General features: G+C 35.1%; 13 protein-coding genes. 3 read left to right on the top strand and 10 right to left on the bottom strand.

Annotation, left to right across the window (positions count from 1 at the left end):
- Nucleotides 1–139 precede the first annotated feature (139 nt).
- On the bottom strand, nucleotides 140–1,027 hold the full coding sequence (locus FLACHUCJ7_RS00400; RefSeq protein ID WP_180907490.1) for an SAM hydrolase/SAM-dependent halogenase family protein: 888 nt from the start codon (nucleotides 1,025–1,027) through the stop codon (nucleotides 140–142).
- Nucleotides 1,028–1,219: 192 nt separating this feature from the next.
- Here FLACHUCJ7_RS00400 and FLACHUCJ7_RS00405 point away from each other — a divergent pair, with 192 nt between their 5' ends.
- Entirely contained in the window at nucleotides 1,220–3,883 is a 2,664-nt protein-coding gene (locus FLACHUCJ7_RS00405) for a TonB-dependent receptor (RefSeq protein WP_180907491.1), read from the top strand.
- Nucleotides 3,884–4,067: 184 nt separating this feature from the next.
- Here FLACHUCJ7_RS00405 and FLACHUCJ7_RS00410 read toward each other — a convergent pair whose 3' ends face one another.
- The 7 genes from FLACHUCJ7_RS00410 to FLACHUCJ7_RS00440 form a co-directional block, all read right to left on the bottom strand.
- Complete coding sequence (locus FLACHUCJ7_RS00410; RefSeq protein ID WP_180907492.1) at nucleotides 4,068–6,833, bottom strand: M4 family metallopeptidase; 2,766 nt, start codon at nucleotides 6,831–6,833, stop codon at nucleotides 4,068–4,070.
- A gap of 433 nt (nucleotides 6,834–7,266) precedes the next feature.
- A complete protein-coding gene (locus FLACHUCJ7_RS00415; protein ID WP_180907493.1) occupies nucleotides 7,267–7,920 on the bottom strand; it encodes a CoA transferase subunit B in 654 nt (217 codons plus the stop codon).
- Between the two features lie 91 nt (nucleotides 7,921–8,011).
- The gene (gene bla / locus FLACHUCJ7_RS00420) at nucleotides 8,012–8,902 is read right to left on the bottom strand and encodes a class A beta-lactamase, subclass A2 (RefSeq protein WP_180907494.1); all 891 of its coding nucleotides are present in this window, start codon (nucleotides 8,900–8,902) and stop codon (nucleotides 8,012–8,014) included.
- A gap of 90 nt (nucleotides 8,903–8,992) precedes the next feature.
- On the bottom strand, nucleotides 8,993–9,694 hold the full coding sequence (locus FLACHUCJ7_RS00425; RefSeq protein WP_078228931.1) for a CoA transferase subunit A: 702 nt from the start codon (nucleotides 9,692–9,694) through the stop codon (nucleotides 8,993–8,995).
- Between the two features lie 167 nt (nucleotides 9,695–9,861).
- On the bottom strand, nucleotides 9,862–12,171 hold the full coding sequence (locus FLACHUCJ7_RS00430; RefSeq protein ID WP_180907495.1) for a penicillin-binding protein 1A: 2,310 nt from the start codon (nucleotides 12,169–12,171) through the stop codon (nucleotides 9,862–9,864).
- A 9-nt stretch (nucleotides 12,172–12,180) separates the two neighbouring features.
- Nucleotides 12,181–12,660 carry a gliding motility lipoprotein GldH gene (locus tag FLACHUCJ7_RS00435; protein WP_078228929.1) on the bottom strand — a complete coding sequence of 160 codons (480 nt, stop codon included), beginning with the start codon at nucleotides 12,658–12,660 and terminating at the stop codon, nucleotides 12,181–12,183.
- The gene (locus FLACHUCJ7_RS00440; protein ID WP_031456695.1) at nucleotides 12,644–13,999 is read right to left on the bottom strand and encodes a PSP1 domain-containing protein; all 1,356 of its coding nucleotides are present in this window, start codon (nucleotides 13,997–13,999) and stop codon (nucleotides 12,644–12,646) included. Before FLACHUCJ7_RS00440 ends, FLACHUCJ7_RS00435 begins: the two co-directional genes overlap by 17 nt.
- A 353-nt stretch (nucleotides 14,000–14,352) precedes the next feature.
- On the opposite strand from FLACHUCJ7_RS00440, the gene FLACHUCJ7_RS00445 reads away from it, so the two are divergent.
- Nucleotides 14,353–15,534: an ankyrin repeat domain-containing protein gene (locus tag FLACHUCJ7_RS00445; protein ID WP_180907496.1), complete on the top strand. Its 1,182-nt coding sequence runs from the start codon at nucleotides 14,353–14,355 to the stop codon at nucleotides 15,532–15,534.
- A 24-nt stretch (nucleotides 15,535–15,558) separates the two neighbouring features.
- A complete protein-coding gene (locus FLACHUCJ7_RS00450; protein WP_230408768.1) occupies nucleotides 15,559–16,896 on the top strand; it encodes an ankyrin repeat domain-containing protein in 1,338 nt (445 codons plus the stop codon).
- Nucleotides 16,897–17,148: 252 nt separating this feature from the next.
- On the opposite strand, the gene FLACHUCJ7_RS00455 is transcribed toward FLACHUCJ7_RS00450, so the two are convergent.
- Both FLACHUCJ7_RS00455 and trhO read right to left on the bottom strand, forming a co-directional pair.
- A complete protein-coding gene (locus FLACHUCJ7_RS00455) occupies nucleotides 17,149–17,961 on the bottom strand; it encodes a virulence RhuM family protein (protein WP_317170843.1) in 813 nt (270 codons plus the stop codon).
- A gap of 207 nt (nucleotides 17,962–18,168) precedes the next feature.
- Nucleotides 18,169–19,527: an oxygen-dependent tRNA uridine(34) hydroxylase TrhO gene (gene trhO, locus FLACHUCJ7_RS00460; RefSeq protein WP_180907498.1), complete on the bottom strand. Its 1,359-nt coding sequence runs from the start codon at nucleotides 19,525–19,527 to the stop codon at nucleotides 18,169–18,171.
- Nucleotides 19,528–19,530 lie beyond the last annotated feature (3 nt).

Here is a 19,530-nt window from a genome sequence, read left to right on the forward strand (position 1 = left end):
ATTACACTAAAAAGATACAAAAAAAGGAGCAGAAAACTTTTAGCTTCTGCTCCTTATTAATTAACAATTTATTTGTGAAAAGACTTTTTCAGTGCCCTCTAAAAATTGAGCGGTTTTTTTTATTTCTTCATGGTAAGGACTATTTACTAAGCAGGATACTCCAGTCTGCTCCACTGTAAATTTTATGTTTTGCTGAAAAACTACCTTGATTTACAGCTAGTGAAAAATTCAAAAGACTGTTAAAATAGCAAACATCTGTTCCTACTGAAACTTCTCCAAAAGTATTTACAAACTTTAATTTTCCTTCGTATGCTTTTTTAGTTCCGTTGAAAATTTGAATTTTAACCAAATCTCCTGCTTTTAAACCAAGATTAGCAAATGTTTTTTTATCAATATTTGTCCAGACATTTCCGTATTGAATATCCAAAATCGGAATTCCTCCTTTTATAATTCCTTTTTCGAAAACAGGCTTTTGGTAATCAATTTTTACCACTTCGCTGGCTAGTTTAGGACCGACTTCTTCAAAAGTAATCGTTTTAGAAGCTAAACGGGCTCCGGTAAAAGCATATACATCACGCCCGTGAAAGGTATAAGATTCATTTGAATTCTGACGGCGGTTTTTTACTTCATCAATTTCACGGACTTCCTGAATTCCTAATTGCTCAGCGATTAAGGTTAAAGTTCCATTATCCGGAGTTACAAAATAATGACCGGACTTTGTCAATAATACTACAGAATGTCTTGCTGTACCCACACCAGGATCACAAACCGAAACAAATACGGTTCCCGCAGGATAATACTGAGCCGTTTGCGATAAGCGGTATGCTGCTTCCCAAATATTAAAAGCAGGAATTTCGTGTGTTATGTCAAATATTTTCAAATCGGTTGAAACTCCCATTGCAACTCCTTTCATAGCAGAAACTGCTCCATCTTTCAAACCAAAATCTGATTGAAAAACCAATACGTTATTTTGTGAAAAGCCATTAAATGTAACGACAAACAAAAAAAGTAATAACCGTAATTTCATTTTTTTTATTTTTAGAATTTACGCAAAGGTATTTTATAAATATCAAAAAATAACATATAAAACTTATAAAAAGCATCATTTTATAAATCAATTTTAATGTTTTACAGTTACATTTGTATTTTATTAATTATCCCATGTAATTAATAGGGAATAACTATTCTTTGCAAAACAATACTTAAACCAAACGAATTTATGAGAAAAAAACTAAAACTTATAATTACACTGATTTTCACCTTATCGTGCAGTTTGTTTTTCGCCCAAAATCACGAAATCAACGGAACAGTCACAAACGAAAACGGAGATCCCTTAGAATTTGCAACAGTTCTTATTAAAGGTTCTCAAACCAGCGTTACAACCGATACATCTGGAAAATTTAAAATTACTTCCTCAACAAATTCTCCAAGCTTAATTGTTTCCTTACTTGGATATATACCAAAAGAAGTGGTAGCAAGAGATCATTTTGTTGAAGTTCAGCTCTTCTTTGAAAGCAATAATCTGGATGAAATTGTGGTTGTGGGAAGCCGGAATCCAAAGAAAAGTAAACTTGAAACTGCAGTACCTGTAGATGTTGTGAATTTAGCCAAAATCAGAAATATAACTCCACAAACTACTACAAACGACATATTGACTTATTTGATTCCGTCTTTCAATTCCAACCGACAATCTTCGGCTGACGGAACAGAACATATTGATCCTGCTTCTTTGAGAGGTTTGGGACCAGATCAGGTGTTAGTTTTGGTCAATGGCAAAAGAAGGCATACGACTTCGCTGGTTAATTACCAAAATACCGTCGGAAATGGCTCTGTTGGAACAGATTTAAGCGCAATTCCGGCATCGGCAATTAAGCGAATTGAGGTTTTACGTGACGGCGCAGCTGCACAATATGGTTCTGATGCCATCGCCGGTGTAATCAATTTAGTTTTAAAAGATAATACAGGCTTAGAAGCCAATGCAACTTATGGAGGAACTTCAAGAAATGACGGACAAACGACAAATTTAAATCTAAATTACGGTACAAAAATTGGAAGCAAAGGAGGTTTTATCAATCTTTCGGGAGAATTCAATAACCGTGAAAAGACAAACCGTTCTCAAAACCATAACCTGATTATTTTTGATCAAACCTCTATTGGAAATGGCTCTGGAACTACTTCTTATGATTTTGCAATTGATGCTGCAGAATCTCGTCAGTTTGATGATAACTTGTTAGCCCAAAACGGATTGAAGCGTGATGATTTTAATTTTCAGATTGGAGATGCTAAAATTCAAAATATACAGGGTTTCTTTAATACTTCTATTCCATTAAACGAACAAATCGAATTTTATGCATCAGGAGGTGTCAGTCACAGAAAAGGAACCGGTTACGGATTCAGACGTTTACCAAGTGAAACTGAAAATGTTGTAGCTTCTATTTTTCCATTTGGATTTCAGCCCGAACTAAACTCAGTTGTAACAGATCTTTCTTCTTCTTTTGGGTTTAAATTTAAATTTGGAGAGTGGAAGCTGGATTTAAGCAATACCATCGGACAAAATAAATTTGTTTACGAAGTATCAAATACAAATAACGTTTCATTAGGAAATGCAAGTCCAACAGAGTTTGAGGCCGGAAATCATTCTTTTCTTCAAAATACTGTAAATGCAGATATATCAAGATTATACAAAGAAATTTTTAATGGATTGAACGTTGCTTTTGGTGCTGAATATCGTTTTGAAAAATATAAAATTGTTCCTGGTGAAGAAGCTTCTTATATTGATGGCGGGGCGCAATCGTTTCCGGGATTTTCTCCCTTGAATGCAGTAGATGAAAACAGAAACAGTGTTGGAATTTATGCGGATGTTGAAGCGGATGTTACAGAGAAATTATTGATTGGAGTTGCCGGTCGTTTTGAAGATTATACCGATTTTGGAAATACAATTAACGGAAAATTATCTGCCCGATATAAAATTCTGGACAACCTTTCAGTTCGCGGTGCCATTGGGTCAGGATTCAGAGCGCCTTCATTGCATCAACAATATTTTAATAATATAGCAACCGATGTCGTTGATGGAGAAGTTCTAAATTCTGGTATTTTCAGAAATGACAGCGACGTTGCAAAACAACTCGGAATTCCGAAATTAAAAGAAGAGACCTCTAAAAATTATAGTTTTGGAATTGTTTATTCTCCAACAAAACAATTACATATCACGGCTGATTATTACCACATCAAAATCGACAACAGAATCATTTTGACCGGAAATTTAGGAAACGATGCTTATGGAGAACCCGTTGAGGAACTTCGCAAACTGTTTGCCCAATATGGAGCTGAAACCGGACGTTTTTTCACCAATGCAATTAATACCACTACAAATGGACTTGACGTTGTTATTGATTATGATTTAAACCTTGGAAAAGGAAAATTAAATCTTTCGTTATTGTACAATTACAATGACAACAAAGTTGATGATCAGTTAAACAATATCCCATCCCTATTTGTTGGTCAGGAAGATGTTTACTACGGTCCGCAGGAAAGAAGTTTGATTGAGACCAATACTCCAAAACATAAAGGTACTTTTGCCATTAATTATGGTTTAGACAAATGGAACTTTTTATTGAGAAATACTTATTTTGGAGAAGTAACCAGAGATGGTTTTCCGTTTGGGGGAATTCAGAAACATGACGGAAAAGTCGTAACTGATTTAACTGCAGCATATAAAATAACACCAAAAATTCAGTTTGCATTAGGGGCCAATAACTTATTTGATATTTTCCCGGATAGACAAATTTATGAAAACAGCTATTTCGGAGTATTCAAATATGCTCCGGTTCAGATGGGAACTACAGGGGCTTATTATTTTGGAAGATTGAGTTTAACTTTATAATTTTTAACCAAAAATAAGGCAAAAAGTAGCAAAACCCCGGAGAAGTAAAGTGTCTAAAAAAGCAATAACCGCCCAAATAGGCGGTTATTTTACTTCGGTTCTTTTTGAAATTACTAGTTGAAAATCTACATAAGAAAGCCCCGCAAAATTGCGAGGCATTCCGTTTTTACTAACTCAAATTCAATTATTTCTTAACAAATTTCTTAACGATTTTTTTACTTCCGTTATTTAATTCGATAATATAAACCCCCGTATTTAATGTACTTACATCAATAGGGTTTCCTGAAAATGCTCCAGTAATAATTTGTTGTCCTAATGTATTTACAATTTTAAAAGTATACCCTGAATTGTTTAAAAACGATACATTTAACTCATCGGCTACCGGATTTGGGTATAATGCAAAACTTGAAGTTTCAGTAGTTTCGACTAATCCTGCAGCAATTTCTTCGTTTGTAATGGCCCCTGAAGCTGTAATGTTTATCGAATAATCTTCTACCTGACCATAAGAGAAAGCCTCACAAGATGTTGGAATTCCGTTGTATTTCATAGAAACTCTAACTCTGGTTGTTCCAAGTGTTGCTGTTGCCGGTATTGTGATTGTTCCCGTTACCGGAGTTGTTGTTGATGTGGCTTTTGTCCAAACAGTTTCACCTGAATCGGCAAAATCACCATCCTGATTATAATCTATAAAAACAGCATAACCTTCGCTATAAACAGAAGAGGTCCAACTTGGAGTAATCGTAATAGTATAAGCATTTCCTCTTGCTGCATTTGTAGAAACAGCAGTGTAATTTTCATAACCGGTAGTTCCTGTTGAAGTATTATTAATTGTTCCAAATACCACTTTACCAATTCTCTCGTCTGCGGCACTATTTCCCTGAGAAGTACAATAGGTTACAGTCGCTGCAGTAGTAGTAATATTTACAGTATTGCTGGAAGCAGAAAGATTTCCTGCAGCATCTTTGGCTTTTACACTAAAACTATAAGCCGTTAAAGCGCTTAAACCTGTTACGGCATAAGTTGTTGTAGTAGATGATCCTTTTAAAGTTGTTCCCTGATAAATATTATACCCTGTAACAGCTACATTATCTGTTGAGGCCGTCCATGATAAGTTTGTTGTTGTGCCTGTAGTACCTGAAGCTGCCAGACTTGCCGGTGCCGTTGGCGCTGTTGTATCTGTAGAACTGCTGTAAGCTGCTCCAACCCCCACAGCATAAAATGCATTTGTTGTTGCAATTACCTCTGCTGATCCCGCACCATATAAATCAATTGCCGATTGTATTCCGGAAGTTCTTGCATTTGCAAAAGTTGAATTAGCGGTCAAATAAACGCTCTCCAGCCGATACGCTATTTTTGCTGCCTTGTCAATTGTAATACCCGTAACATTATAGGCATTTCCGATGTCATTTGTACCTGTCTTACCAACTGCTAAAATATAAAACCAGTGATTTAGTACCCCGGAATTTGTATGTACTCCGCAATAATCATTGGATTCTGTAGGTGTACAGTTTGGGTTGATCCAATAGGTTCCGCCATAAGTATCTGGTTGCCCTTCAGCATTTGGGTTACTCATTGATCGTAAAGCAGCATGTCCTGATCTTCTTTCTATATCTTCTCCAATTAACCATATAGATTTTGTTGGTGCGGCAAAATACTCAATACAGGCTCCCCAAATATCCGAAAAAGCTTCGTTCATTGCTCCGGACTCTTTTTGATAAGCTAAGTTTGCTGTGTAGGAACAAATGGCATGACCGATTTCATGACCAGCTACATCAATAGATGTTAAAATATCAAAATAGGTTCCGCTTCCATCTCCGTAAGTCATTACACTTCCGTTCCAGTAAGCATTATCATATGCATTGCTGTAATGCACATAACTTTTTATGATAGTACCTGCGTTATCAAAACTGTTCCTGCCATGTACACTAGACCAGTAATCATAAGTTTTTTCTGCTCCCCAATGCGCATCCAATGCACCATTATCTTTGTTTGTATTTGCATACTCAGCAGCAGTCCAGTTATTATCTGCATCTGTAAAATTTACTGCAGCAGTGTAGCTGGTTCCCTTTTGCATATTAAAGGTATTAATACCCAACCCTCTTGTTGCATCTGCCAATCTATAAGACGATCCGCTTAGAGTTGTTTGTATAACCTGCGTTCCGCTATAACGTGTAGCTGCATTTGCGGCTACAATGGCAACTTTAGAGCTTGAAGATGCTTTTGAGTGGTCTATACTTGTTGCTTTTGATTTGCCATGGCTATATTTTCCAAGATGCTTTATCGTTGCATTGTAAAATAAAACTTTTCCGGTAATAGCGTCTATGTAAACATCACCACGACTTACGGGATTTGTGGCATAAATATCAAACTTGTAAGCCAAACGAACATTATCCCTTGTCCTTTTTTGCCCCTGATCTTCCATCGCTGGTAAAAGGACCAATTCTCCTTTTGGTTTTTCATAATTCATTTCTTTTGCATCAAGCGGAGTCTCCCACAGATATTGCTTTGCGCCAATTTGGCTTATTGCTTTATTAAAAGCTTCATCTGTAGAAAGTTTAGGTGTTATTTCTACATTTTCAAGGTCATAATATTCACCATTCATAGAAATTAATTTGCCACTTTTATAATGTAGGCTATAGTTTGCAAACTCAACTTTAATTCCCTGATTATACAATTGAAATTTTTCATGAGTATAACCATCTTTATCCGTTTCGGTCCTGATTTTGGCAAAAGACTGATTCTCTTTTAGCCCTAATTGATCCTGAAAGACCTTTCTTGAATCGGAATCTTTGTAAGAAGCACTTTCGTTAAAGATAATTGAACTTGGTAATCCGTTTTCGGATACATTTTTCTGACTTACGCGTTTGTCTGTTATTTGCGAAAATGCGGTTAAAGAAAATGTGAACATAATAACTGTCGTAGTGACAATTTTTGGTAATTTTTTTTCCATAATAAAAGGGGTTTAAAATTTTGGTAAATAAATTAAAACAAAATATTTAATGTAGGTAAATACTTTAATTTATGACAAAAATATTTCAATTTTGTTATTTTATCGACGAATTTTGCCTTTAATCGATAAAATACAACGCTTTTTATCTTAAACTCACTTTTATTTAACAATATGTAAAGATTTTGTAAAAATTTACATCAAAAACGATATATTACTTAATTATAAAATATTGTAAAACAATAATTAATAGAAAAAAGAAAGGCATTTTAGAATTTATTCAACAAAAAAGAGGCTGTCCGAAAAGTCGAAGCTAGCCTCTGAGAATTGCATAAATGAAATTCGTCTCCAATAGGAGTCCAAATATTTTAGTATAAAAAAGAGGCTGTCCATACTTTTCGGACAGCCTCCTCCTATTTTAGCAGAACGAAATTAATTATCTTTCCATTTCCGGAATTTCTCCTTCAATTATCAAATCCGCTTCAGTTGAAGCAATAATATATTCAACAGAAACACCTGGCGCACGTTCTAAGAGCTTAAAACCATTTTTCGTGACTTCGAGAACTGCAAGCTCGGTTACTACTTTTTTAACGCATCCTACGCCTGTTAAGGGTAAAGTACATTTTTTAAGAATTTTAGATTCTCCTGCTTTGTTAACGTGCATCATGGCTACTATGATATTTTCGGCAGAAGCCACCAAATCCATAGCGCCTCCCATTCCTTTTACCATTTTACCCGGAATTTTCCAGTTGGCAATATCACCGTTTTCAGAAACTTCCATCGCTCCCAAAATCGTTAAATCAACTTTCTGGCTACGGATCATTCCGAAACTAAAAGCAGAGTCAAAGAAACTCGCCCCCAGGAGTGTTGTAATAGTCTGTTTTCCCGCATTGATAATATCGGCATCTTCTTCTCCTTCAAAAGGAAAAGGTCCCATCCCGAGAACTCCGTTTTCACTTTGAAATTCTACAGAAATATCATCTCTTACATAATTTGCAACCAGTGTTGGAATCCCAATACCAAGATTGACAAAATAGCCGTCTTTTACTTCTTTTGCAATTCGTTTTGCTATATCTTCTTTTGTTAACATATCTTCATGTTTCAATTTTTTAATGTGTCAATTAGATAATGCTCTAGTTATACTGAACATTAATTATTCAATTGACAAATTATCTCATTATCTAATTCTTTTTCGTAAAATACTCCCAGGTTGCTTTTGTAATATCTGCAATTATTTTCTCTGTATCTTCTTTGCTTTCAGTGATTTCTTTTAAATAAACCGAAAGAATAAAGTGCTTTCCATTTGGAAGTTTCACAATGCCTACATCATTCAGGGCAACTCTGAGATTGTTATCATTTGTTCCTGATATACCTGTTCTGTGTGCCAATTCCGTTCCTTCGGGAAGTCCGGCTTTCATCCAGGTAAGCCCTCTTGATGTTTCTACCATTATTTGGTATAAATATTTGGTTGTATTTTCTTTTAAAACTGCTCCTTTATAAAATTTTTCAAGCAATTCAGTTGTTGCTAAAGGAGTTGAAGTATTTACATAAAGGTTTTCCCAAGATTGCATTTGCTCTTCGTTGACCTTGATAACGAAATCCTTAATTCCTTGTTTATTTATAAATTTTTGTACTGTTTTTGTACCTCCAACTAAATTGATCAATATATCACATCCATTATTATCGCTATGCGAAACAGTATAACGCAGCAATTTATCCAGAGTTAAGTAAATATTCCCTTCTGGAAAATCTTCTCTGATAGGACTCCAGGTATCAGGAAGTAAATCTTTCTTTTTAATAAAAATCTTTTGGTCTAATGAAATTTTTCCATGATCAACCTGGCTTAAAACTGCTAAAGCAATATGAAATTTAAAAACGCTCATCAACGGAGCTTTTAGTTTTCCATTAATACTCAAAGTATCTTTATCTTCAATATTCTTAATAGAAATCCCAACCGTTGCATTCTTTCCTAAAATAATCTGATCTAATTTTTCACGAAGTTCATTTGTACTTTGGGCAAAAGTCTGAAACGATAAAAAAGAAACCAGAATTGTATAAAAAAGTTTAGTCATCTTATTAATTTTGAATGTGTTAATTTGATAATTAGACAAATGCTCTTCCTTACACTCAATATTTATTTAATTGACAAATTATCTCATTATCTAATTCCTTTGTCTTACAGTACGTTGTTCTATACGTTTTTCAAATTTTTCTCCCTCAAAAATACGCTGTACCATAATTCCCGGAATATGGATTTGGTTTGGATCTAAAGTACCAACCGGAACCAGCTCTTCTACCTCAGCAATGGTAATTTTTGCAGCACCCGCCATGCAGGCGTTGAAATTTCTGGCTGTTCCTTTGAAGATTAAATTTCCGGCTTCATCGCCTTTCCATGCTTTTACAATGGCAAAATCGGCCTTGAAAGCGTGTTCCATAATGTGCATTTTTCCGTTGAATTCTCGAATTTCTTTCCCTTCGGCTACTTCAGTTCCGTAGCCTGCAGGAGTAAAAAAAGCAGGAATTCCGGCCTGAGCAGCACGGCATTTTTCAGCCAAAGTTCCCTGAGGCGTTAATTCAACTTCGAGTTCACCTGAAAGCATCTGACGTTCGAACTCAGCATTTTCTCCAACGTAGGAAGAAATCATTTTTTTGATTTGTCTTTTTTGAAGCAGCAAACCTAGACCAAAATCATCAACGCCTGCATTATTAGAGATGCAGATTAAATCAGTAATTGGAGTTTTTACTAAGGATGCAATGGTATTTTCAGGAATTCCGCATAAACCAAATCCTCCAAACATAATGGTCATTCCGGATTCGATACCTGTTATTGCGTCGTGTACACTGTTTACTTTTTTTGTAATCATAACAAACTGTCTTTATTACTGGGTAATTTTAATAAAAATAAGATTTTTAGATTGAATTATAACGATTTCGTAAAAATAAATCTATTGTATATCAAAAAAATATCCTTTTGCATTCATCTAATTTAAGATGGTAACAAAAGGATATTTTTAAATTTAAAAAGCTAAAGCTATAGTTCGAACTCTTCTGTATTTTGTTCTGTCTGAGTAGTATCTTTTACAACGGCAGCAGGTCTGGTGTAACAATCTACTTTGATTGAAAGATTCGCCGGACGCTCAAACTCTGATTTTGAAACCTGAAGTGCAGGATCAGCATAACATTTTTTCATAAAGTAAGCCCAAACCGGCAATGCAGCTGTAGCTCCCTGTCCGTAAGTTAAACTTTTGAATCGTGCCGAACGGTCCTCGCAGCCAACCCAAACTCCTGTAACTAAATTTGGAACCATTCCCATAAACCATCCATCTGACTGATTTTGCGTTGTTCCGGTTTTACCCGCAATAGGGTTCGTAAACATATACGGATAACCTGTCCAACGGTTGTCTCCACTACCCCCTCCTTGCGTACGCAAACGAGCTCCCGAGCCTGTCTCTGTAACACCCTGAAGCAATTTGATCACAGCAAAAGCAATGTCTTTGTTTAAAACGTCGTGTGATTCAGGAATTGGTTCATAAATCACCTCTCCGCTTTTATTCTCAATACGGCTCAAAAACTGAGGTTTCACATATACACCCTGATTCGCAAATGTACTGTATGCGGCAACCATATCTTCAACCGTAATATCAACAGCTCCCAATGCGATAGAAGGCTGTACCGGAATTTCAGTTTTAACGCCTAATTTTCGTGTAAGCTCTACAACAGCCTCAGGACCAGTTCTGTCTATTAATTTTGCAGAAACGGTATTGATGGAACCGGCTAACGCCTGTTTTAAAGTTACCATCCCGCGATAGGTATGGTTTGAGTTTTTTGGTTCCCAGTCCTCTGTTACGTGATGGCGTCCTTTGTGAATCATAAACGGTCCGTCTAAGATTGAATCACAAGGCGACATATTTAATTGTTCAATTGCTGTAGCATAAACAAAAGGCTTAAAAGTAGAACCTACTTGTCTCGCCCCCTGCCCTACGTGATCGTATTGGAAATATTTATAATTAATTCCTCCAACCCATGCTTTGATATTTCCGGTTTGTGGTTCCATTGCCATTAAACCAGATTGTAAAAAGTGCTTGTAATAACGAATGGAATCCATTGGCGTCATAGTCGTATCACGCTCTCCTTTCCAGGTAAAGATTCTCATTTTTGTTTTTACTTTGAATGAAGCAATGATATCATCTTCGCTTTTGTCCATTTCTTTCATCTGGGCCCAACGAACAGAATTTTTCATCGCCTGCATCATGATTCTGTCTGTTTCAGCTTTGGTAATATTTACAAAAGGCGCATTTTTATTGGTTTTCATTTCAATAAAAAACTGCTGTTGCAGATTCTTCATGTGTTCTGCTACAGCTTCTTCTGCATAGCCCTGCATTCTTGAATCGATAGTTGTATATATTTTCAGGCCATCTTTGTAGATATCATAATCGGATCCGTCCGGTTTTTTGTTATCCGCCATCCACTTTTTCATGTAATCACGGAGGTATTCCCTAAAATAAGTTGCCATACCTTCACGGTGGCTTTCTAATTTAAATTTTAAAGCTATTGGTAATGCCTTGTACTTCTCTTTTTGAGATTCCGTAATCATCTTGGCTTTTACCATTTGACCGAGTACAACATCACGACGGTTTTTAACACCAGCAGGATTTCGCAATGGATTATAAAGAGATGAATTATTAAACATTCCAACCAATATTGCCGATTCGTCTATAGTTAAATCTTTTGGTTCTTTTGAAAAATAAGTTTGAGCTGCCGAACTTACCCCAACCGCATAATTTCCGAAATCATAAACGTTGCAATACATCGCTAAAATTTCATTTTTAGTATACTGTCTTTCCAAACGAATGGCAATAATCCATTCTTTTATCTTTTGCACTATTCTAAAGGGCAAAAAGCTAGATCCTCCACGATGAAATAACTGTTTGGCCAACTGCTGTGTTAAGGTACTAGCTCCTCCATTAGTTCCCAAGGAAAAAGCAGCACGTAAAGTTCCACGACCATCAATTCCTGAATGCTCATAAAAACGTGCATCTTCAGTTGCAACCAAAGCATCTACAAGATTTTTCGGTAAATCCGAATATTTCAATTGAGACCTGTTTGTTTTAAAATACTTTCCAATAACAACTCCATCTGAAGAGATAATTTCAGTGGCTAAATTAGAATCCGGGTTTTCTAAGTCTTCAAAAGATGGCATAGACCCAAAAATACCCCATGAAGCAAATAAAAAGAAGGCCAGAATACCAACTAATCCATAAGCAAAAAATCTCCAGAATTTTTTTTGATAGTATTTAATATCTTTTATACTATTTGTTTGATTGTTTTTTTTAGTAGCCATAACTATTTTCTAATCTTTTTGTTCTATTCTAAAACCTACATCTGTAATACCTTCTAATTCCTGAACTCCCGGAATTTTTCCTGACTGCCTGACAGCTTGTTTGATATTTACTTTATATTTTCCTCTAAACTTTACGTTTTCTTTGTAAAACAATTTACTTTCTTTAATATCCGTAAATCCGTTTCCTAACAGATTACCTTCGGCATCAGCCATATCATATTCTAATGTATCAATTTTTGTAAAGCCATTTGGCATTTCGAGAGAAACAATTAAAAACAGATTTTTAAAAGGATAATTGTTGTTATCTCTCAAATTTACAAACAAATTATATCGTTTTGTAGAGTCTAATACTGGCAAATCGAAGGTTACAATACTGTCTTTGTGCCAGGCACTTCCAACAGATTTGTACTCATCAAATACTCTTTTTTTATCACATGAAAAAAGAAGTACGGCTGCCAAAAGAAGAATTCCGCTATTTTTTATTCTCATTTTTAGTAATAATTATAGGTTTCCTTGGTTCAGCTGGTTTATTATCATTCGATTTGGGTTTATTCGAATGATTGGGTTTATTGTTATTGTTTGATTTATTCTGATTATTGGGTTTATTATTGTTCGGCCTATTATTACTTCCTGCTGCAGGCTTATTATTATTTCCCTGTTGAGGCTTGGCAGGAGTCGCTACTATTGCAGGTTCAGCATTCTGCTTGCGTTTGCGGTTTGGCTTTTTCTTCTTTTTAGGCTGGTCAAAACGCGTTAAACTTTCCTGACCCATTGCGTTATTAAAGTCTTTTTCAGGCTCTGAAGTTACTTCAATAGCAAAATCTTCTAATGAAGAAACTTTGTTTTTCTGTTTATTTTCTGCAATAATTTCTTTTACCTGATCAATTTTTAAAACATGCCAGTTTGCAAAATTGTTCGTGTAAGCAAACCACATTAAACCTTTAAAAATATCCTGTTTCTGACAAATAGCATCCCCTTTTTCGGTTACTAATTTAGTATCATAATCCGGAAAATCCTTCAACGCATCCATGTACGTGTCTAATTCATAGTTTAGACAGCATTTCAATTTTCCGCATTGTCCGGCTAATTTTTGTGGATTTAAAGAAAGCTGCTGATAACGAGCCGCTGAAGTATTTACACTCCTAAAATCGGTAAGCCAGGTAGAGCAGCAAAGTTCTCTACCGCAAGAACCAATTCCACCCAAACGAGCAGCTTCCTGACGGAAACCCACTTGTTTCATTTCGACTCTGGTACTGAATTCTTTTGCAAAATCTTTAATCAGAAGTCTAAAATCGACCCTGTCATTTGCTGTGTAATAAAATGTTGCTTTTGATCCGTCTCCCTGAAATTCAATATCCGAAATTTTCATTTCCAGTTTATGCTGAATTGCCAATTCACGGGCACGAACTTTCATAGGCTCTTCACGATCACGCGCCACAGACCAAATATCAATATCTTTTTGAGATGCTTTTCTGTAAATTTTAGGAACTTCATTACTATCAGGATTCACCCCTTTTTTCTTCATTTGAATTTTAACCAATTCGCCTGTCAGAGTAACAATTCCAATATCATGTCCTGGTGAAGCCACAGTGGCTACAATATCACCAATACTTAGGGTTAATTTCTCTGAATTTCTAAAGAATTCCTTGCGTCCGTTCTTAAAACGAACCTCAACACAATCAAAAATTGCATCTCCATTAGACGGACTCATGTTCGAAAGCCAGTCAAAAACCGTTAATTTATTGCAGCTGTCGGTACCGCAAGTCCCATTATTTTTACAACCTTTTGGTGCGCCGCCATCTGAGGTTGAACAACTTGTACATGCCATAATTATATATGTAGTGTTGCAAAAGTGCAACTTAAGTTCATAAACGTTTGATCGGTAAAGATAGTATTTTTTTTAGTTTGCATTTTATGGATAAAAACTAAAGGGTTGTTAAATAAAATATATAAATCTTTTTACGTTAATTTCTTTAAAACTTTAATCTTATTTTGCTTCAGTTTCAGGATGATTTCTATGAAAAAATGTATTCTGCATGTTTTGCAGCACAAATAGATATTTCTAATTTTCATTCTGAAATACATTTATGATTTTTATGTTTTATCTTACAGCGTAGTTTGGAAGTCAATGATTACAAACTAAAATTAAACTTATTTCATTTTAAAATACATTTCAATCAAATGCAAATACAAAACCAAATTGAAAGTTTCCTTTTTCAGGGAAAATTTGACGAGGCCAGAAAATGCCTGAATAACGGAGAAAATTTTAACGAACAATATCTAAAAAATAACTTTTCGCAAATAGCAGCCAAAATTATTGAAGCCAAAGAAATTGATTTCATCGAAAAATTAATAAAAGCCGGCTTTATTGAAACTGATGTTTACGAACTTGACAGTTTTGACAAATCAATTTTTAATCCGTTAACACGCTATTTAAAAGATGATGACGAATCTATTATTTTCTTCAAAAGATTGATGTCGAAAATAGACAATATCAATGATGAGATAAGCGATAAGACTTTATTGGGTTATTTCTTTGAAAATGGTGCTTCTGCAAAAATTGTTAAAATCCTGATAGATGATTTTGGGGCGAACACACAATATAAAAACAATGCAGGAGAAAATTTCATTTATAATGTACTAAGCTCTTATGGCTTAGATCCAGAGAAAGCTAAAGAATATATTTCTTTACTTTTGGAAAGTGGTGTTGACATTAACGAAAAAAACATCGTCGGAACAACTCCGTTAATCTCTGCCGTTAAAAGAAACAAAAAAGAACTTATACTATTTTTAATTGAAAACGGTGCAGACACCAATGAAACCGACAACCTCAACAATACTGCATTTTATTATGCCGTAGCAGAACAGTTTTCGTATGACATGTACGATACTCTGGCCTCAATTTCTTCACCTGATTTTAATATTCTCAATAAAGACGGGCGAACTTTATTAACTAATTTTATCATTTCAGTTTCAGGTGCTCCCGGCGATATTAAATTTTTAGAAAGGTTGTTGGCTGATGGTGCCGATGTGAATTTCTGTGCTCAATATTACGGACAGCCAAAATCAGGAATAGATTTTATTGTAGAAAAGAAATCGGATATTTTAAAATCGGTTTTAGACAATGTTTCTTTGGACGTGAATGAACAGGACAATCAAGGAAACACTATTTTACATAAAGTCTGCGCTTATAATGTCAATTATGATACCGAAATGGCGAAAGAAACCTATCGAAAAGTAAAATTATTGCTCGATCACGGTGCCGATATTTCGATTACAAATGATAAGGATGAAACGGCTTTAATACTGGCATCTGCAGACAATCTGAAAATTAAAACGGTTGAACTTTTAATGAAACAATAAAACTTAAAAAACTTATACATGTCAATGTCATTTATAATTGCCTGTGAAAACGGCAACCGAAAAATAGCCGAATTACTACTTCAAAACAAAGAAGTCGATGTAAAATATACTGACGAAAAAGGAAGAACTGCAATTCACTATGCTGCACACAGAGGTTATCTGGATATTGTAAAAATCCTAACCGAAAATGGAGCCGATATCAACTACGAAGATCATCAGGGAGAAACTCCTTTATATTTTGCATGTCTGCAAAAGCAAAAACAAACTGCCCTGTATCTTTTAGAAAATGGCGCTGAAATTACAAAAAATGATAAATACGGAAATAGTCTGCTGCATTTAGTTGTTCAGACTGCGCAAATCGAAATCGCAACAAAGTTGCTTGAAGCAGTAACTGATGTTAATTTACTGAATAACAATGGAGAAACTCCGCTATTGTTGGCTTCGGCAAAACTAAACAGAGAAATTATTCAGTTGCTTTTAGACAAAGGGGCCGATATTAATGTAACCGATAAACAAGGAAATACGCCTTTGCTGTATGCATGTTATACCAAATCAATCCCAATGGTTACTTTGCTTTTGGATAATGGAGCAGATATTAATCAGGTCAATTATTCCGGTGAAAATGCCCTTTTGATTGCCTGTTACGAAACCAACAGAATGCTTGCAAAATTATTGGTAGAAAGAGGAGCAGATGTTTTCACATCGAACAATACTGGTTATTCACCTGTTTGGTACGCCTGTGCCAATAATCAAAAAGAGATTGTTTCCTTGTTTTTGGAGAATGGCGTTGATGTCAATTACAGCAAACCTGTTGCGGGCGATACCTCTTCAATGAATGATTATCTGGATTGGATTGTCAGTGCAACCAATATTTCAATCGATTCTGGTTTCACATTGAACAGTTCTTACTCTTATGGCGGAGAAAGCCTGTTGCATGTAGCAACAAAAAAAGGCAATTTAAGCATGGTGAAGTTATTAATTGATGCCGGAGCCAATATCAACATCCAGGACGAATCCGGAAATACACCTTTGCATTACAGCGCTGCAAACGGAAAGAAGGATGTTGTAAAATATTTACTCGAAAACAAAGCCGACGCATCAATCGTAAACATAAAAGAGCAAAAAGCGATTGATTATTCGAATGTAAAAAGTTTTAATGAAATTACGGAATTGATTTTGCAATACGCTCCTTCTGGAACTGTTGTAAGACCAATTCAAAGAGATGAAGTTCCAAAAGCTGATGTTTCAAATGCTATGGAAGGAAAGAAAAAAGCCTTATTAGATTTGAAGGAACTTTTGGATGCCGGAATTTTGACATCAGAAGAATTTGAAAGTGAGAAAAGCAAAATTTTGAAAGGGTAAATTACAAAATAATAGTGCTATATTGCTAGATATTAACCAACGGTTTCAACCGTTGGTTAATTTAAATCTCAGGTTTTACTTTAGAATTGACAAAAGAAAATGTTTACCATATATCTTAAAAGAAAGAAGAGCGAATAACTATTTTTCTATTTCAATAAATTATCGAATATTTTTCTAAATCTCTTACTTTAGTCTTTTTATTTCTTTATCAAAATCAGAAATTATTTTTTGGGTTTTATTGAATACTTCATATTAAATAATTGCTTTTTTATCGGCTTGTATTTTAGACGTTTTTCCTTTGCCTTCCAGAATTTTATAATCGTTAAACGTTAGGAATTTGTTGACGCTGGTTGCCAATTGTTCCATCGTAAAAGTATTCTCACGTTCAATCAATCCTTCTATATAATCAAAATATCCTGTTACCGTACGTTCCAATTGTTTGATTTCTTTTTCCTCTAAATAATTTTTAGCAACAATCACATCCGATTTTAAAACTCTCCCGTTTGGACCGTTTTTCCAGCTAGTCAGTCCCATATTTTCTTTTTTGGCATCAGCCGTTTTAAAAATGATTTCGGCAGCTGTTTTTCCTGTTATGGCGAAATGAAATTTATTTTGAACGATGGCATAGAAGTTCTTTGTTACTTCAGAATTACTGTCATAATCAATACTGCACTCTGCAAAAATATCGGTTACCTGTTGGTAAATCCTTCTTTCGCTCGACCGGATTGAACGAACCCTTTGCAATAATTCTTTGAAATAATCTTTGCCAAAAATAGCCTGACCTTGTTTTAAACGGTTGTCGTCTAAAACAAATCCTTTGATAATGTATTCTTTTAAGGTTTGAGTCGCCCAAATACGAAACTGGGTGGCTTTGGCAGAATTTACTCGATAGCCAACTGAAATTATGGCATCCAAACTATAATGTTTTACTTTATAATTTTTACCGTCTGATGCAGTTGTCGAGAAAACCTCGGTAACTGAATTTTCTTCTAATTCATTACTTTCAAAAATATTTTTTAAGTGTAATGAAACATTGTCAGTTGTACAGTTGAACAATAATGCCATTGCTTTTTGTGAAAGCCACACCGATTCATTCTAAAGCAAAACATCAACACGAATTTCTCCGCTGGGTGCTGTATATAAAATAAAATTCTTCAAATCATCCTTCATAACATGTAGGTAATGCGTTTTAACAAATGTAGCTAATGTCCACAAAAAAAACCTATTCTGTTAAATACAAAATAGGTTTCCTGAATTAGTTTTAAAATAAATTTATCCTAAAATCTTATATATTTTATCTGACAATCTGATTCTGAATGGCACTTCAAAAGTCACCTTGTCTCCAATTTTTGCAGATTGAGTTTCGGCACCATCAACAATGAATTTTTCCAAAACCAATTCCTGTTCACCTGTTGTTGGCCCTGAAATTAAAATTTTGTCCTCTGCATTCAGTTCGCCATTCTCAACAGTAAATTGACCTACTTGTGCTTTTACGTAATAATGTTCTGCTTTTCCAAGAAGTACTTTTTTGACTTTTACTTTTTGACGAATATCGGCAGGTTTATTAGCAGCTCCCAAAGCAACGTTAGGCAACTCCCCTGAGTGTTTGAATTTTAGATTTTCTGATTTTCCTTTTCTAAAAACTTTATTACCAACTTGTTTTCCGGCTCTTAATCTTACCTGATCTACCAAAGGCATGTTTACAACTTCAAGGCATTCAGCAGAACAGCAGTTTTGCATAGCCGATTTACATTCGTCACATTGAATGAACAATAAATGACATCCGTCGTTCTCGCAATTGGTGTGATTGTCACAAGGTTTTCCGCATTGGTGACATTGTGAGATAATATCATCTGTAATTCTTTCGCCAAGGCGATTATCAAATACAAAGTTTTTCCCGATAAACTTGCTTTCCAAACCTTCTTCTTTAAGCTGTTTAGCATAATTGATGATTCCGCCTTCTAACTGAAAAACATTTTTAAAACCCTGATGTTTAAAATAAGCACTTGCTTTTTCACAACGAATTCCACCTGTGCAGTACATTACGAGGTTTTTATCTTCCTTATGATTTTGAAGCTGTTCGTTGATAATCGGCAGACTCTCTCTGAAAGTCTCCACATCCGGAGTTATAGCGTTTTTAAAATGCCCTACTTCACTTTCGTAATGATTTCTAAAATCAACCACAATTGTATTTGGATCATCAAGAATTTCGTTAAATTCTTTAGCTTTCAGGTGAATACCTATATCGGTTACATCAAATGTTTCGTCGTTTAAACCGTCAGCAACAATTTTATCGCGAACTTTAATAGTCAATTTTAAAAAGGAATGGTCGTCATGTTCTACTGCTTCATTTAAACGGATGCCTTTCATGAAATCGTAAACTTCGAGAGTGGCTCTAAAAGCCTCCAGATTTTCTTCAGGAATACTCATTTGAGCATTTATTCCTTCTGTGGCAACGTAAATTCGGCCTAAGGCATCGAGCTTGTTCCAGGCTACAAATAAATCGTCGCGAAATTTTTTGGGATCTTGAATTTTGGCATACGCATAGAAAGACAACGTTAGTCGTTGTTTACCGGCATGATCGATCATGATGGCTCTTTCTTCTGCGCTTAAGGTGTTGTACAGTTGCATGCT

The organism is Flavobacterium salmonis, from assembly GCF_903819435.1.
Classification (GTDB): Bacteria; Bacteroidota; Bacteroidia; order Flavobacteriales; family Flavobacteriaceae; genus Flavobacterium; species Flavobacterium chungangense.

Bases quoted from the DNA above. Each gene is read 5' to 3' on its own strand.
- FLACHUCJ7_RS00410 (WP_180907492.1), bottom strand. From the start codon at position 6,833: ATGGAAAAAAAATTACCAAAAATTGTCACTACGACAGTTATTATGTTC.
- FLACHUCJ7_RS00400 (WP_180907490.1), bottom strand. From the start codon at position 1,027: ATGAAATTACGGTTATTACTTTTTTTGTTTGTCGTTACATTTAATGGC.
- FLACHUCJ7_RS00415 (WP_180907493.1), bottom strand. From the start codon at position 7,920: ATGTTAACAAAAGAAGATATAGCAAAACGAATTGCAAAAGAAGTAAAA.
- FLACHUCJ7_RS00405 (WP_180907491.1), top strand. From the start codon at position 1,220: ATGAGAAAAAAACTAAAACTTATAATTACACTGATTTTCACCTTATCG.
- FLACHUCJ7_RS00425 (WP_078228931.1), bottom strand. From the start codon at position 9,694: ATGATTACAAAAAAAGTAAACAGTGTACACGACGCAATAACAGGTATC.
- bla (WP_180907494.1), bottom strand. From the start codon at position 8,902: ATGACTAAACTTTTTTATACAATTCTGGTTTCTTTTTTATCGTTTCAG.
- FLACHUCJ7_RS00445 (WP_180907496.1), top strand. From the start codon at position 14,353: ATGCAAATACAAAACCAAATTGAAAGTTTCCTTTTTCAGGGAAAATTT.
- FLACHUCJ7_RS00435 (WP_078228929.1), bottom strand. From the start codon at position 12,660: ATGAGAATAAAAAATAGCGGAATTCTTCTTTTGGCAGCCGTACTTCTT.
- FLACHUCJ7_RS00430 (WP_180907495.1), bottom strand. From the start codon at position 12,171: ATGGCTACTAAAAAAAACAATCAAACAAATAGTATAAAAGATATTAAA.
- FLACHUCJ7_RS00450 (WP_230408768.1), top strand. From the start codon at position 15,559: ATGTCATTTATAATTGCCTGTGAAAACGGCAACCGAAAAATAGCCGAA.
- trhO (WP_180907498.1), bottom strand. From the start codon at position 19,527: ATGCAACTGTACAACACCTTAAGCGCAGAAGAAAGAGCCATCATGATC.
- FLACHUCJ7_RS00455 (WP_317170843.1), bottom strand. From the start codon at position 17,961: ATGGCATTATTGTTCAACTGTACAACTGACAATGTTTCATTACACTTA.
- FLACHUCJ7_RS00440 (WP_031456695.1), bottom strand. From the start codon at position 13,999: ATGGCATGTACAAGTTGTTCAACCTCAGATGGCGGCGCACCAAAAGGT.